This window comes from Pedobacter psychroterrae, assembly GCF_004331695.1.
Taxonomy (GTDB): Bacteria; Bacteroidota; Bacteroidia; order Sphingobacteriales; family Sphingobacteriaceae; genus Pedobacter; species Pedobacter psychroterrae.
The window spans coordinates 768097-784602 of the sequence record NZ_SJSL01000002.1 but is presented as its reverse complement, the minus strand read 5'-3'; the positions used below and the strand labels follow the sequence as shown (position 1 = coordinate 784602).

Here is a 16506-nt window from a genome sequence, read left to right as displayed (position 1 = left end):
AGATGGCCAAATTAATCTTTATTTCGAATTAAGGTATTTTAAAGGCGCAACAATTAGGGCATAAAAATTCTACCGCTTTATGATCGCCTCAAACTGTTTCGAGAAGTCCGCCCTTTTAATATCAAGATAACCATTGGCACCTTCTTTGTACTTTTCTTCAATGAGCACCCTTAGTTCCGCAGCAACGCCATCGTCCTTAAACGTATATACGTTCATGAACTTCGAGGTCTGCAAAGATGCGTTTTTATAAATGTCCTTAAAGTATGCTTCTACTTTTTGCTGGTCAGCGAAAGACTTGATCTTGAAAGCAATACCCACCAATTTACCTTTCCAGGATAGTAATTCGATATGTCCCGGAATCACTCCGGCAAATAGGAACTTACCTTCATTGTCGAAACCATAAGATACCATATCCTGCCTGTCACTTAATTTTCCTTCATGGAGCTTAGGAATATCTTTGATCACGGTGCTAATATCTTCGTTGAACTTGACCTTTGCTAAATCCATTTTCTTCTGTGCCAGGCATCCAAGTTGCCAAAAAATTGCCATGGCAAAAAGCATTGCCTTTAGAACTTTATTTAATTTCATATTTGAATGATTGAGAATAAAACGGACGAAACCGGTTTTTTGTTTTATAGCTAAAATAGAAAGCAGGGCAGTGCGTTATTATGGTATGGAAAACAACTGGCTGAAATTAACGATACTGAACTTTCTTGTTGGCCTTTCCATGACATTCGTAAATGTGTCCAACGCCTCAGCAATTTCAAAGGTTGATGTCATTATCGATTACCAAACAGACACCGCAAGGAAGCGATTGGTTGTCGAATATCACCCTAATGGAAAAGTCAGGCTAAAAGGCTATCACGGCCATTACGCAAACAAGGAAATATCAACCGACTATTACCTTGGCACTTGGTACTACTACAACCCAAATGGAACACTTCACCATTCAATCTATTATCATAATCACCTTCCAGGCAAAGCCTTTATCCTTAAAAAGGAATACTATCCCAATGGGAAGGTAAAATCGATTGAGAAATACAACAACTACGATCTATACCAGTCCGAAGAGAAAAAATTGGGGAAATGGCAGTATTTTGATAACAATGGAAAATTGATCAAAGAAGTACAACATTAAATAATCTATCAATATTCTCCCCTAACATTTGGCCGAGTTTGGCTGCTACAATAGATAACAAAGGAAATTTAACAAAGGTCCCACTACAACTTAAACTTGCGTTCTAATCACCGACATACTCTCATATCTCGCACTGCAGCCAGCCTACCTGGAATCCAAGGTTACCTCGCTTTGCGCACGCACCAGGTGGTCATACTTCTCAGGTTCTGAACATTGGTAGTCTTAATGGGTTCATGAAGTTCTCCGCCCAGTTTTTTAGTAAATCGGAGCAGCATTTCCTGATTGAAAAGGAAGCGCTCCGAACCATCAGGTAGCAGATACCTCCCGTTTCCAATAAAACGGACCAAGGATTCGATCCCGATTTCTGAAGCCAGGCGGCAAAAAAAATAGCCTCCGGGCTTGAGCACCTCCCACATGGAATTCAGCATTTCTTCAAAATGAGCCAGGTTTTCTGCAAAATGCAATACTGCGCTGCTGATGACCAGATCAAAAGTTTCCTTCACAAAAGGCAGCTCTTCGACAGAAGCTACCTGAAAATTTTCTTGCGCATCAACCAGGGGAAATGCACTGGCAAGATTTCTCAACTGGGCAATAGCTTCCGGGTTTTGATCAACGCCAAAAACCCGGGCGCCGCTGTTCAACAGGTACAGCAGGTTTCTGCCCGTTCCGCAACCGGCATCCAGAATCATATTACATTCATCATAAGTACCTTTCAATATCTGATCGAACAAATAAATATCAATGTTTCCAAATGTATCCAGAAGCTCCTGTTTTTTCATCGAAGGCAAAGATAACAGAAGGTTAATTGTGATAAACTAAATTGCCGAACAATTTGACCTTCGGATCGTTATTATTACTCAGTTTACAATCCAATCAATCAAAGCACACAACCTGAATGACCGCTAAAGACCGTCTCCGAAAACTGGAATACCCCATACTCTTCAGTTTTCTCAGCTTATGGCTGTTCATCTACATTTTGTCCAGGTTGTTCCTGGAAATGTCTACCGACCAGACTCCAGGCTGGGCATGGATCTGGCTGATGATCATATTCCTTCCTCCAAGCGGGTACGCGGCCCTTCGGCTGGCCTACTCAGCAGGCGGCAAATGGTACCACTCCATTGGATACTGGGTCATGTTCTCTATCGGCAGCATGTTCGCCGGACACTACATCCTCCTTAACGGAGACATCCTTGTCAGCGCACTGATCAAAACTCCTGTCACTACTGAAGCCAAAGTGATCAGCATCGAGAAAGTCATCCGCCGCAAGCTGGGCTTTGACCATACCAAAGTAACGCTGGAATTCAATGGCAGCAAAATCGCCCTGGAAGCCCGGCCTTATAGTTACTTCTATCTTCAGGACAAATCTAAACTCCAAATCAATGCAGGGGCTTCCTTTTTAGGCAACCACTACGTGACCTCCACCGGCATCGCCTCACAGGAAAAAGCCAGCGCCCGATGGCTGCACCTGGAAGACTGGGCTTACCGTCATCGCTGGTTAGGGGTAATCATCCTCTGCATGATCGCCGGTGTAGCCATCAAGTTCAAATTTTTTCCAGACAAACCAGGTGAGAAACCCCGCCCGATCGGATTCTGGAAAATCATGGGTTTGACAATGGGGATTTTAATGGCGATCGCGGTCGTTTTGTATGCAGCCCTACTCATCTACTTCAAATTCTTTATGACCAGGAACTAAAAACATATCTCCAAAGATTTCAGTTAACCCTTAAAGCTTTCAAAATGATCAGCACAGGCAGCAAACACATAATGAATTTCATGTGCTCACTTTTTCTTTTATTTTCAGCAGCATACCCGAACCAAAATGCCGATGCTCAAAATAACACGGATCGGGCAGCATTCAGTCTTGCGATGAAAGATCTCCAGTCTGCGATACGGGCTAAAAATTTTGTAAAAGCCGGAGTGTATTTTCATTACCCATTCTTTACCGCAAAAGAAGACCAGGCGAATGGAAAGGAACTTCCGGTCGATCCAATTGACAAAAAGGAATTTGACAACTATAAAAACGACATCTTCCACAAAGATGTGTGCCGGATACTGCCGAAACTCGGCCTGGAAGCAGTCAGCGAAGTAACAGAACATAAAGACAGTTATTATACGGTCTTACGAGAACACACCGATCCAAATACCAGGCTGTATGAACTATACGCACAGTATGCCGGAGAAAGTGGAGCATCTGAAAGCTATTTTGGATTCGTGTTTGGTAAGATAAAGGGACGCTATAAAATATTGGCCTACTATGGAAAATGGCCGTTGCGTTGACAAAGAAATTGTTACCACATCATCAATAACCTTTAAATGAACATCAAAATAACCGGAATGTTAAGTATTGCAATCAAAACAGCGAAACTCCAAGAAACTATCCTTTTACGGGGGTCGTCTTTAAAAGCAAACATCCTGTAGTAATAAAATACAAATCCAAGTAAAGCAATTTCCGCAAAAGCATAGATCACCCACAAGAAATACCACCATACCAGATCTTTAGCATAATACAGGATATCAAGAGACTGGTCTAAGCTAGAATAGGGCTTACCGGCATGCCGAAGACCGAAAAAAGGAACTGTCTCACCCTTTGCAGATAGTTTGTCAACATCCCCATCCAGAACAAAAAACTGCACCGGCTGCCCGGTACTATCAGCATGATAGCCATCATAGGATGAGGTAAACAAAGCATCGATATACTCAGAAGGGCGATTGACAATCGGCCGGTAATAACTCCGTTTGAAGCTCGCCTGAAAAGGAGCAACCTTAAAGGCGTGCCTTCTGGTACCCTTGTACGAAGAATTCCTGGAATACGATGCTACAGTACCTGTTCTTTCTACAAGTTTGTCTTTAAGAAGATGTGCATACAGAAAAACCGATCCCATCAGCAGTAATGGTAATACAATAGCACCCCATATAAAGCGGTCAAGTTTCGGGAATTTACCCACAGGACTGTAAAAAGTTCCTGCGATAGTTACCTCAGGCAAATGACGTGTTCTATCTATGCCTTTCAGGGTAATGATGTTGCCGGTAACTTGGCGGACCTTGCCTGATGGCGTAAGAAAATTAAGCCGAACGGGCGTATTATAGAAACTTTCGGGTGCACTCAGATCAAAATCGGTCTGCAACAATGCCCGCCTGAATGTAAGTTGAAAAAACTGATGCTCATTTGCCACCGTGTCAAACCGGAAATCTGTTAATTCAGAAATTGTTGTTCCCCGCAAATTTATGCTAACCGGTTTTTCCATCTAAATCTTTTAATGAACTAAGGAATATTGCATCTGCTTATTCATTTACGACCTAGCTGCTTTTTTGACCAGGATGGACTGATATTCAGCATCAAACTTATCCAAAAGCACAGTTAACTTGTGTAGATCATTACCAGTTTTTTTTGTAGCCTGACCGCTCAGGGAATTGGTCAGAAATTTCTTTTCAAGGGCAACGGGTTTGCCGCCAACTATAGTAGCCCTACGGATCGTATATTCCAGTTCGTCGTCCAGTTCAGGATGTAGTTTACTGTAATATCTTTTGCCTGACCCGTTTGACCATTAGCCTAGTTTGCTGAGCAGATTTCATCAATCTTGATGAAGCTAGTAACCCTGGGAATGCTTATTACAGAATATCCCAGTCCAGCTTCATCGTTTTGAAATTTCACCATTTTTGCTTTCAATTCAGTGGCAGAATCCACCTAACACACCTTTAACTTTTTCGAAATGGCGCTTAGAGAATAACCTTGAAAATATTCCGAAAGAATGATACGTATTCCTCCAGGATACAGTAGTAGAATACCAATGACCCTGAAAGTTTATCGCACTAACTTAATAAGCCCATCCCAACTGAGAATGGATGCTTGCAAAATAAAATTATAGACAGGAACGTAGTTCCTGTCTATAGAAAAGTTTATCTAATAACCTTTTGATTGTCTGGCAGCAAAACCACACGAACATAATTCTTACCATCCAGGTAGGTATTTATTGCCGTTTTAAGCGCGGCCCCATTCAAATTCTCAAGATTTTTAGTGTAGTTCAATATGTCTTTAGGATCAAGCTGTTCCTGGTATTGGTTGCTCAAATAGTTCAGCCAGAAACCATTGGTTTCCAATGCATTTGTCATCCCTACTTTTTTCTCTGCTTTGAACTTAGCCAGGTCTTCCGGAAAAGCCCCTTCAGCCTTAATTTTTGCAATCTCTTGCCAAACTGCAGCAATCAGCATTTCTACATTTGCAGGGGAACAGCCAAAAGAAATTCCAAAAGCATAGCGTGTTCTTGGCGAATGGCTTACATTTAAAGATACACTTGGAGAGTACACTCCCCCCTCCTTTTCTCTCAGCCTTTCCAGCATTCTCAATTCCAAAACCTGCTTGATGGCCTGAAGTTGCATGTTATGCGCTTCACTATACTCGTAATTCCCACTAATGATCAATTGCACAGTAGCCTTATCTTCAGCCCCACTGTAAATCGTCTTTTTAATGACCCCTGATGGGATCTGTATACCCAAATCTTTTGCACTTTCTTTACGGCCAGTGGCAGGAAGGGAGCCAAGGTATTGCTCCAGTAATGGCCTGATCTTTACAGGATCAAAGTTACCTACAATTATAAAAGTAAAGTCAGAAGCATCATTAAAGCGCTCTTTATATATTTCAAAAGCCCTGTCCAGGTTAATTTTTTCCAGGTCTGCAAGCGTTGGAGATTTCATGCGTAAATGGTAGTTGCTCATAACAGCAGTCAACGTATCTCCAAACATCTTCTCAGGTGTATTTATAGGATTAGCCAGAGTAGCCTTTGCCCTGCTCATCGTAGCAGTAAATGCAGCAGTATCTTTTCGCGGCTCAGTAAAATACAAATAAGTTAGTTGAAGCGCAGTTTCCAATTCTTTTGCATTGCTGTAGCCGGATATTCCCTCAATACGCTCTCCAATAAACGGATTTGCTCCAGCCTGCTTACCATTAAGCTTTTGCCTCAGTGTTTCTCCATTAAAATCACCAATACCACCTTCAACAATCAATGAAGCAGCGTTAGTTGCAGTCTGGAAGTCAGCATCAGAATATATAGAAGTACCGCCCGGACTAAAAGCCGTAAAACTGACCTCATCATTTTTAAAGGTCGTTGGTTTTAAGATCACCCGTACACCATTGCTCAGCTTCAGTTCAGTAAGATTCAACTCCTTAATTTTTGTAGAAGAAACCACTTTACCCTTAACCGGCGGAACAGCAATCATAGGCATTTTGGCGAGTGCCAATACCGCTTTTTCCTCTTCTGCATTAGCTGCAGGAGCAGTTGTTGTTCCATACTTTGCAAACCATTCATTTACCTGGTGTTCATTCGGCAATCCTGCCTTTGCAGTTTCAGGGCCAATAATGACCACATCCCTGTTTACCTCACTGATGTATTGTTTTGCCATCTGGTTGATGTGGCCCAGACTTATGGCCGGCAAATAAGCTTCAGTAAGTTCAGCTTCCTTAGTTATACCTGGAATTGCATTACCATTAAGAAAATGACGTACATATTCCTGGGCATATTGTGCAGATTGCTTTTTATCTCCTTCGCTTGCCATAGCCTGCATACCATTCAGGTATTGCATTTTAGCAAGGTCCAGCTCAGCAGCGGTAAAGCCCTGGTCCTTGATTTTACTAATTTCTGACCAGAAAGCTGCAAATCCCTTTTCCAGTTCACCTGGTCTAGCAGATAAATTTGCAGTAAATGCTTCAACATTCGCCATGAATGGCGCCAATCCTGCACTCACACCAATATAGCGGCTTGCATTTTTTTGAGAAACAGATTGAAAGCGTGCCGCCAACACCTGGTTAAAAAGATTCATTTTTATATAATCCATATAATCTGCATGAGTAAGCAGCTTTTTATGCGGATGCTTGATCATAATCTGCATCATGGTTCCCTGAACTTCTTTATCAGTAACGGCCAAAAATTGATTCTTACCACTCAGCTCTATCGTGTATTCTGGTCTTGGTTTAGGCACTGCAGGAGCTTTCAAATCTGAAAACAATTTGTGTATGCGCTGCACTATATCTTTAACATCCACATCCCCAACTACAATAATTGCCTGTAGATCGGGCCTGTACCAGTCCTTATAAAAAGAAAGAATAGTTTCCCGGGTAAAATTTTTAAGTACAGCTTCCGTTCCTATCGGTTCACGATCTGCATACCTGGAATGGTTAACCATATAAGGGAAAGTTTGCTGCTGTATTCTTTGCTGTCCACCATTTCTTAACCGCTTTTCTTCCAGTACAACTCCACGCTCCTTATCAATTTCCTTTGGATCAAGCGTTGCTTCAGCAGCCCAGTCCCGGATTACCTGCAAACCGCTATTTAACATTTCCGGCTTATCAATAGGAATAGGCAACTGATAAACGGTCTCATCAAAAGAAGTATAAGCGTTAAGATCAGCGCCAAAGCGAACTCCAGCCTTTTCCAGAAAATCTACCAAGGTAGCGCCTGGAAAATGCGTACTGCCATTAAAGCTCATGTGCTCCATAAAATGAGCCAGACCTCGCTGCTCCTCAGTTTCCAGAATAGACCCTACTTTGTTAACCAGGTATAACGTTACCCGTTTTTTATGATTGGTATTTTTCTGCACATAATAGGTAAAACCATTGGGTAGCTTGCCCCTGGTGACTTCCGGATTAAGCGGCAATTCCTGAGCAAGTAATTGACTAAAAGTGAGCAAGGAAAGACCTATTGCAAGAGTTATTTTTTTTATGTAAGATTTCATTTATTACTTAATGAGTATTTGATTTTCAAAAATGTTATCACTATGGCGCGCTAGTGTCCAAGACTGATGGGAACTCCAGGACTGATGGGAACTCCAGGACCGATGGGAACTCCAGGACCGATGGGAATTCCCGGACCGATGGGAGGCACTACTACAGCATTATTACCTTTAAGTGTATAAATAATGCTTTTAAAGTTTTCTGCAATATTAATCCCATCAGCATCCGTTAAAGAGAAGGCAATAATGTATTTATTTATCCCGCTGATCTTAGCCGGAATCACCTTTATAGGAATTACAGCTTCTTGTGTACCCGCCTCAATCACTACCTGCGTACCGTTCATCTCATAACTATCTGCAGGTAAAGGCAAATAGTTAGTGCCATTGGCAAGGTTATATTGGGCAATCAAAGCATCGTTGCGTGTAAAAGTTATTTTAAGATCTCTTGGCGCCGTCATTTGAAAAGAATATTTGGCCGTTAAATTCAACCTGGTTACCCCAAATGCACTATCTACAGCCGGAGCAGCAAAAATTGCTCTCGAGGGGAAATTGGCTTTTGGGTTAATGACTAAAGCTTCGATGCCCCGGTAATCTAAAATACCATCATCAGTTTTGACACAGCTGGTTAACAGACAGGCCGTAAGCAGCATAAATATATAGGTTTTCATTAATTTCATTTTTTTTAAGATTAAGAATTAAGGCATCCACCAGATTTTACCTGTAAACATGTTTATTTCACCTAACGCTTTCACATTTGCTTCATTGGTGATGATCTCATCATTGGTATATACAAACCGGATCGGTATTGTATTCCCAATTCTTGTTGGATCAACGGAGACCGGAACATCTGGAAAACGTCCGTTCCTTCTATAATCAACCCAGGTCTCTATCGGGTCAATTCCGTTCAATGCCATATATTTCTGAAACATTATCAGTTTGTATTTATCCGGAGCGGCAGTCCAGTTTACCCGTTGATTACTTGCTTGTGCGGTATACCACTGATCAAAAATAGCATCCGAAAGCGAAGGATTAGCTTTGTTACCACCTACATTAAGCCACCTGAACGATTCCTTTAAGGCTGTTTTATAAGCCTGTTCGGGATCGCCCGTTAACCAGCCACGGAAAACTGCTTCAGCCTGTAAAAAGGCATTTTCTACACTGGTAATTACCCAGGCATCCATATTATTGCCCTTAATAATTCCTGCAGAAGCGGCGGATACCACATCCGTATTGCGGGAACCACCAACTGCAGAAATATATTGTCTGTTTTGATAAGGATATTGAATAGAGTTGATTGGTAATCCAAATCTACTGCCTCTAAATGTATTGGGCGCCGGCTGTGGGAATGGATCAGGTGCACCTGCAGGTAAAACTACATCAACAGAAGAGTAGATGAATCCAATCCTCGGATCCTGATCTGCCTTTAATAAATTTAGTCCATATTCATTTGCATGTGCAAAATCAACACTATTTACCCCAGAAAAAATATCGCCCCTGGAACCACCCCTGTTATTACTGCTTGAGTATAATCCGTAGTATAGGGAAACTTTAATGTTCAATCCCCAGCCCGGGTTCACTGCTCCATCCATACCCATAGGTAAAAAACCTGAACCCTGATCTTTAATCGTCTGAATTTCACTGGCGATATAAGCAGCCCTTTCCGGCCGGTTAGACTGGTGGATCAGCAAGCGCAATTTAAGTGTATTGATAAATTGCAACCACTTTACTTTATCCCCATGAAACATGATATCTGCTTCGGCTATCTTTTCATTCTTTGAAACTTCAGCATTCTTAATCAGTGCGCTTGCTGCTGTTAGCTGCTTCATCAGGTCTTCATAGATAGACTTCCCGTCATCATATTTAGGCCTTAAAATGGCTTGCTTAAAAGCTTCAGAATAGGGCACATCATTCAGCTTATCCACGCATCTGCTCCAGGCAATAGCGCGCAATACCTTAGCAATGCCCAGGTAAAAATCCTGTCCCAAAGCAGTAGCTTTCTCTTCTAAAAAAGGAAGTGTCTGGCTTGGCATGCTCCCGCTGGGTACATTAGTATAATTGGTTAAGTTTAATGCCGGAGGCAAAGTCGGGCCTGCCCAGTACCCTAACCACATGGAAAGGATTTCAAACTCTCCTGGAATAGCAGCTGCAACTTCCAGCAAGGGTGGTAAAAGCAGGTTTGAGGTTGCATTGGTATTGGTGAGCTCACGAGGATTATAATTCACATCCAGCCAGCCTTTTTTACAACCACTCTGAAACATTGTGGTCATCAGAAGGGTTGAGACTATAATAATTTTATAAGTTCGTTTCATGTTCTTTGAATTAAAGTGTTAAAAAGATAAACCAAACGTAAATCCATAAATAATGGTTCCTGGTGCAACATTGGTATCGGCTGCACTACCACTAACATTGTTGGACTGACTTTCCTGCCTTTGACCAATTGCCTGAACCTGGTTGGTCTTAAGCCCCGGACCATTACTTGCAACAGGGTCTCCATAAATATTGGAATGCGGATAAAAAGAAAACAGATCACGCGCATAAATACTCCCTGCCATTTTCTTGATCAATTTTGATTTTATCGGCATCTCGTATTGTAGGGCAATTTCCCTGATCTTCCAATAATTGGCACTGGATATAGAATGAACGGTTGCATCAGCAAACCTGGAGAAAAGCTCCTTGCCTGCATTGGAAACAGCAACACTTGTATTCTTTACAAAATGACCGGGACTATCTTCTATCACAGAGTTAGGGAACACAAACACTTCCCTGTTGTTGAGCAGTGTAAGTGCACTGGTACCTTGCAATATGGTAGAAGAACCAAACGCATGATCATTCCCCGCAGAGTAATCTGCCTGTGTGCTAAGCGTAAATCTTTTATAATTAAAGTTAAGGGTAACTCCGCCTTGATATACCGGCAATGTTTTGCCCATTATTTTTGGGTTTTGATAATCAACAGTGGGCATCCCGGTATTTTTATCTACAATTACCCTCCCTTCCGGATCTCTTACAAAGTCCGTAACAGGAAATTCAAATGCAGAACGTCCTACCCTTGCATAAAACGGATTTCCACTGGGATCCCTTGCAATGAAAGTTCCGTTATAAATATCAGAAACCTCCAGTACCTTATTATTATTGATAGAAAAACGTCCGGTTAAAGAAATATTAATGTCTTCACCAAGCTCTACCAATGGATTAAGCCCCAGATCAAATTCCCAGCCGGTGTTTCTGAACTTACCCGCATTGTCCAGATCAGGATATCCGCTCCAACCCGGAACACCAACCCGCATGATAACCCCGTTATTAACCTGGTGATAATAAGCTGCATCAAACCGGATCCGGTTTTGGAGAAAGCCCATTTCTAAACCATACTCTTGCGAGAATACCTTTTCAGGTTTAATATTTGGATTTGGATTGGTCAATATACCGTAACCAAGAATAGATTTACCGGTAGTGGGATTGGTAAATGGATAAGGGAAGACCAGATTTAAAATCCGCTCACTTTGATTAGGCTCAATATTCATATTGGCAGTATGTGTTGCCGACAACCTGAACCTAAAATTACTTAACCAGATTTGATCCTTTAAAAATGGAACAATTTCCTTCATCACCAAGGAAGTATTGGCACCAAAATAAAAGTCTTTTCCTCTTGCTACCTTTGCCCTTTTAGAATCCCATTCATTACGGCCGGTCAGTTCCAGGAATACCTTATCCTTATAGCCAAGCGAAACATTACCCAGTAAGGAAATACTCCTGGTTTGCCTGGTTACCTCATCCGAGCCAATCCCTAAATCAGAACGGTAAAAAATGTTATTATAAACAGGAATAACCAGGATAGCATTAGTTTTCAACTGCTTTTCAAAATTATCCCGGATGGTATTACCTATGTTTGCGCGGATCAGAAAATCACCCGTTTTATGCAGGGCAGTCAATAAAAGATCATTATTGATACCTAAAGTCGTGCCCAGGTAATCTTCGGTTTTTGGCTCAACATCATATCTTTTAAAAGGATCTACCCTTGCAAAATCAGAAAACACTATAGGTGCAGCATTCTTCTTCTGGTTTCGTCCCCAGTAGCTGAGCGAGACCTGATCCTTAACGCTTAGCCAAGGTAGTACCTTTAAATTGCCTGTAATACTACCGGTAAAAGAGTTATCTGTAGTTTTTTGCCTGGTCAGATCAAGTGCAGCATATGGATTAACACCCGACCAATAATTATCCAGTCCACCCCAATAAGAATTTTTATAATCTTTGTAACTTAGCAAAGGAATAAAACTTGGTGTATTTAAAACCTTACTGGTTACATCACCTCCCCTATCACTGGCTATTCTTGAATAGTTAATGTTAATCAGAATCTCTGCATTCTTTCCTATTTTTTTTCCTGAATTGAACAAAACGGTAGACTGATTTTGCTGGTCACCAGGCAATAAACCAGTTTGATCGACATGACCTAATCCCAGGTACAAAGTAGAAGTGGCATCACCCTGTGCAAGAGAAACATTTGTACGGGTATTCCTGGCTACGTTAAAAAAGTTATAGCGGTCGTCCAGATCCTGATAAGGCACTTTCTGAAACGCTCCGTTTATATCAGGATAACCGATAGAAATGATCCTACCATCATAAGCAGGCCCCCAACTGTCTGCTGACTTCCCACCAAAGAAACTGACTTCATCTCCAACTCCAAAAGTGCGCTGATCTGTCCTTTGTCTGAAATCCATCCGGGTATATGAAGAATTTACCCGTGCATTTACAATGAGTTCACCTTGTTTTACCTTTTTTGTGGTGATCAAAATCACGCCATTAATACCTTCAGGGCCATACATAGCCGTTCCATTGGCACCTTTTAATACAGTCACATCCTCAATATCTGCAGGATTCAGGTTATTGATAAATTCAACGGCACGGTCGGCAGATTCGGCATCAGAACCAAAAGATAGCGGCGCACCGTTAAAAACAAACAAAGGCTGGTTATTACTGCTTTGCCCAAAAGAACGAATTCCCCTTAATAACACCCTCATTTTGGGTGACATCTCAGAACTTTGAGTCATGATGTTAAGACCAGAAACCTTACCTACTAAACCATTAAGTATATTACCACTATTCGCTCTGTTAATCTCTTCACCAGTTACCTTAGCAACAGAATAGCCCAATTCTTTTTTACTTCTTTCAATGCCATAAGCAGTAGTAACAGTTACTTCATCAAGTTTGGCAACATCCGTTTTTAGGGTTATCGTACCATTAATTTTTCCAGCTTCAATTTCTAAAGTTTTATAACCAATGAAAGAAATCGAAATGATCGCTTTTTCATCAACGTTTTTAAAGGTAAAACTCCCATCCTTACCAGATCTTACAGAACGGTTTGTACCTTTAATTTTTATACTTGCCCCTAATAAAGGGTTTCCTTTTTCATCAATAACAACCCCATGAAGATCTTGAGTATTAAAGCTATCAATGACTTTATCAAGAAAAGAAGACTCTTTCTCTTTAATCACCACAATCCTATCTTCAATGGTAAAGACCAATGATTGTCCTTTTAAACATTGATTTAACACTTCCTCCACCGATAGGTTGTATGCATTAATGGATATTGGTCTGGTATTCTTCAAGATTTTTACATCTAAAAAGAAGTTATACCCACTCTGTTTCCCAATTTCATCGAGCACAGTTTCGATCCTCACATTCTTTTGGTTAATGGTAATCTTTTGTGCCAGAGTAGAGGCGCTGACATGTACCATCCCGGTTAATAATAATATCGCTATTAATTTCATCGCTAGAATAAGATTCAACCTTTTCCATAGACATTTAACCTCCTGTAAACGAACAAGGTTTAACATCCGAATAGGTTTTTCGATGTAGCCTAAAAGGATACAAAGAGGTTTTGTAAAATTTTTATACATTTGAATACTGATTAAGCTGGGAAGTGCAATGCTTTCATCGGCCAATGTCACTTCACAGCAATTTTAGAATGTTGTTAATTCAAATTTCATTGATCAGTTATTTACAGGAGCGTTGCAAGCGCTCCTGTTTTTTTGATCAGAATTTGGCTCGCCCTTAGGGGTCTTTTTCGTTTCTTTTCATTTAGTTTGTTGGTTAGTTTGTTGATAATTGATTATTTTTCAGGCGAACTTAATTTTTAAGTTTGACAGTAATAATCTTCCCTTTTACCGTAAAGCGAACTTTATCGGTTCTTTCTATAGTTTTTAAAACTGTACTGAGGTTTTTGTCCCGTGAGATTACTCCTAGAAAAGTAAGGTTTGCAAAATCTTTGCGATTACCTTCGTAAACGATTTTGACATCATACCATCTTGAAATCTGCCTCAAAATACTTTCCAGACTTTCATCGGTAAAACGGAAAAAACCATTTTTCCAAGCTGTCACCTGCTGTAAATTTGCTGGTTCAACTGTTATTGACTTACCTGTATTTACTGCTTTCTCACCTGGTTTGATGGTTTGCGAAAAATGATTTAATACTGATAATACTTTCACTGAACCTTCTAATAAGGTAGTTGTTGTAGCCTGCTCATCTGCATAACTATTGAGATTGAAATGTGTTCCAAGTACAATCACATCCTGTTCTGCCGTTTTAACAATAAATGGATGTTCCTGATCTTTAGAAACTTCAAAATATGCTTCACCTAAAAGCTCCACTGTTCGATCTTTCAACCCCATAAACGAAGCCGGGAATTTAAGAACAGAGGTAGAATTCAACCAAACCTTAGTCTGATCGGGTAACACCAATTCATACTGTTGCCCATTAGCTGTAGTGAGACTATTGTATTCTGGTGTAAGGTTTTGTTTTTCTGTTTGGGTTTGATATCGCAATTCTCCTTCTTTGGTTTTAGAAATAGTAACCCCATGCTGAGTAGCTAATTTTCCATTTACCACATCCGATAAATTGATTTTGCTGCCATTGGATAAGGTCAGTGTTGCTGTATTTTTTCCAGGAGCAATATCATTTAAGATTAAGCTATCTCCTGCCCAATTTTTATAAGAGTAAAGTCCGGCACTAACAATTAAAGCAAACGATGCAGCAATGGCAATTGAAGGCCACCATTTTTTGTAGGTATTGCTTTTATTTGTGGACATGATTTTTTGCCACATTTTAAATTTATTCGACTCCAATTCCTCAATAGTGAACGCAGGATTTTCGAGTCCTTCCGATTCCTGTATCCAGGAGAGCAACAAGATTACTTCTTCGTCAGTCGCTTCCCCACTGCTGTATCTTTTTAACAATTTTTCGGACTCTTGGTTAGTCATAGTTATATCATGTAAATTAATTCCTGATGCTTATAACTAAGACGGATCAAAATCACCCAGGGGTAAGAAAAAAATAATTATAAAAAAAACGAAGATTTAAAATCGCAGCAGAAATATCAGATAAACAAAGAGGCCCAGTTTAGTACGAAGAATTTTTAGAGCATTCTTAACTTGTTTCTTTACAGTTTCTTCGCTAACATCTAATTGCTCCGCAATTTGTTTGTGGCTCATATGTCTAAACCGGCTTAATTCAAAAACTTCACGCATTTTTGGTGGAAGCTCTTTAATCTCACGCTCGATAATAACAGTCAGCTGCCTTTCCCTTACTAAAAAATCAGTATTACTATTTTCTGATCGCCGATAGGTTGATAATTGAGAGATGTGTTTTTCATTGATATTCTGATGTGTGATCAGATCAAGAATTTTATGATATATGCATGTGTACAGAAATCCTCCCATATTAGCAATGTCAAGCAATTCCTTGTGCTTGGCCCAAAGCGTTACAAAGACTTCCTGGACAATGTCCTGGGCTTGCTCCCGATTATGTAATTTTTTGTAAGCATGAATATAGAGCAGAGCATTATAACGGTTATAGATTTCTTCATAGGCCGTATGATCCCCCTTTACTAAAAAGGATGTCAGTTCTAAATCTGAAAATCTACTATAAATTGTCATACCCAGTTAAAAGTTAAATTTTGCCTCGATTAATAATTTCAACATATAATCTAATCGAAGCTATTTAATTCTGATGCAATTATAAACAATTATAGACAATTACTGGTGGTTATCCTAAAAGTGTCCACTTCTTTTTATCCAAAGTGGCCACATATTACGCTCCAAAGTGGTTCTTCGTCACTTTTGGTGAATTATGCTGACTTTGCGAGAACCATTTTTCCCAGCAACTGAAAGCCCGCCCTGCCGTACATTTTCCTTTTTATATTTTTGATCCGGTTTACCTGGCCCTCAACTTGCCCATTGCTTATCGTTGTAGTGACTGCATTATTTACCGCTTCGTAGTCCTTTCGTAGATTTTTGGCAAAGTTCTTCAATCCGCACTCAGACTTTACTGCCTCTTCAATCCAATTTTTTAATAGCCCGTCTTCCTTGGCAGTGAACAATTGCTTAAACCCCTTTACCAGTTAGCGGAGAGCTTCGCGGCTACACGGCTGCCAATGTTCCCTGTGGCACCTGCAATTGCAATTTTCATAAGTTCTTCCTGTTAATTATTGTTGATTATTTTCTGTGCTTCTTCGCTGCCGAGCAGAGATTTCAAAACCGGTAATATGTTCCAGTACTCTTTATATTCACTGAATTTTCCATTTTCCGGAGTAAAATAAATTACATAATCCTGCTGGTACAGCGCGTTCGTGTTGGAAATACTGGTCTCGCGGTGA

The 16506-nt window shown here is 40.5% G+C and carries 13 protein-coding genes; 3 read left to right on the top strand and 10 right to left on the bottom strand.

Going from position 1 to position 16506, the window contains the following annotated elements; all coding sequences use genetic code 11:
- Positions 1 to 69: 69 nt before the first annotated feature.
- On the bottom strand, positions 70 to 588 hold the full coding sequence (locus EZ437_RS11640) for a hypothetical protein (RefSeq protein ID WP_131596170.1): 519 nt from the start codon (positions 586 to 588) through the stop codon (positions 70 to 72).
- A gap of 85 nt (positions 589 to 673) precedes the next feature.
- On the opposite strand from EZ437_RS11640, the gene EZ437_RS11635 reads away from it, so the two are divergent.
- Entirely contained in the window at positions 674 to 1138 is a 465-nt protein-coding gene (locus tag EZ437_RS11635; RefSeq protein ID WP_205942688.1) for a toxin-antitoxin system YwqK family antitoxin, read from the top strand.
- 161 nt (positions 1139 to 1299) lie between these two features.
- Here EZ437_RS11635 and EZ437_RS11630 read toward each other — a convergent pair whose 3' ends face one another.
- The gene (locus tag EZ437_RS11630) at positions 1300 to 1917 is read right to left on the bottom strand and encodes a class I SAM-dependent methyltransferase (protein WP_131596165.1); all 618 of its coding nucleotides are present in this window, start codon (positions 1915 to 1917) and stop codon (positions 1300 to 1302) included.
- A gap of 197 nt (positions 1918 to 2114) precedes the next feature.
- Between EZ437_RS11630 and EZ437_RS11625 the strand changes: the two genes are divergently transcribed.
- Both EZ437_RS11625 and EZ437_RS11620 read left to right on the top strand, forming a co-directional pair.
- Positions 2115 to 2831 (top strand): hypothetical protein, encoded by a 717-nt coding sequence (locus EZ437_RS11625; protein WP_131596163.1) that lies wholly within the window; start codon positions 2115 to 2117, stop codon positions 2829 to 2831.
- A 44-nt stretch (positions 2832 to 2875) separates the two neighbouring features.
- Positions 2876 to 3415 (top strand): hypothetical protein, encoded by a 540-nt coding sequence (locus EZ437_RS11620; RefSeq protein WP_131596162.1) that lies wholly within the window; start codon positions 2876 to 2878, stop codon positions 3413 to 3415.
- A gap of 32 nt (positions 3416 to 3447) precedes the next feature.
- Here EZ437_RS11620 and EZ437_RS11615 read toward each other — a convergent pair whose 3' ends face one another.
- The 8 genes from EZ437_RS11615 to EZ437_RS11580 all read right to left on the bottom strand — a co-directional run bounded on the left by EZ437_RS11615 (position 3448) and on the right by EZ437_RS11580 (position 16230).
- Positions 3448 to 4383: a hypothetical protein gene (locus EZ437_RS11615; RefSeq protein ID WP_131596160.1), complete on the bottom strand. Its 936-nt coding sequence runs from the start codon at positions 4381 to 4383 to the stop codon at positions 3448 to 3450.
- A gap of 652 nt (positions 4384 to 5035) precedes the next feature.
- Positions 5036 to 7864: a M16 family metallopeptidase gene (locus EZ437_RS11610; protein ID WP_131596159.1), complete on the bottom strand. Its 2829-nt coding sequence runs from the start codon at positions 7862 to 7864 to the stop codon at positions 5036 to 5038.
- Between the two features lie 50 nt (positions 7865 to 7914).
- Positions 7915 to 8538, bottom strand: a complete 624-nt coding sequence (locus tag EZ437_RS11605) for a DUF1735 domain-containing protein (RefSeq protein ID WP_131596157.1) — start codon at positions 8536 to 8538, stop codon at positions 7915 to 7917.
- Positions 8539 to 8556: 18 nt separating this feature from the next.
- Entirely contained in the window at positions 8557 to 10170 is a 1614-nt protein-coding gene (locus EZ437_RS11600; RefSeq protein ID WP_131596155.1) for a SusD/RagB family nutrient-binding outer membrane lipoprotein, read from the bottom strand.
- Positions 10171 to 10188: 18 nt separating this feature from the next.
- Positions 10189 to 13623 (bottom strand): SusC/RagA family TonB-linked outer membrane protein, encoded by a 3435-nt coding sequence (locus EZ437_RS11595; protein ID WP_165500394.1) that lies wholly within the window; start codon positions 13621 to 13623, stop codon positions 10189 to 10191.
- 358 nt (positions 13624 to 13981) lie between these two features.
- On the bottom strand, positions 13982 to 15112 hold the full coding sequence (locus EZ437_RS11590; RefSeq protein ID WP_131596151.1) for a FecR family protein: 1131 nt from the start codon (positions 15110 to 15112) through the stop codon (positions 13982 to 13984).
- Positions 15113 to 15208: 96 nt separating this feature from the next.
- A complete protein-coding gene (locus EZ437_RS11585) occupies positions 15209 to 15787 on the bottom strand; it encodes an RNA polymerase sigma factor (protein WP_131596149.1) in 579 nt (192 codons plus the stop codon).
- A 191-nt stretch (positions 15788 to 15978) separates the two neighbouring features.
- Positions 15979 to 16230, bottom strand: a complete 252-nt coding sequence (locus tag EZ437_RS11580; protein WP_165500393.1) for a transposase — start codon at positions 16228 to 16230, stop codon at positions 15979 to 15981.
- Between the last annotated feature and the right edge of the window lie 276 nt (positions 16231 to 16506).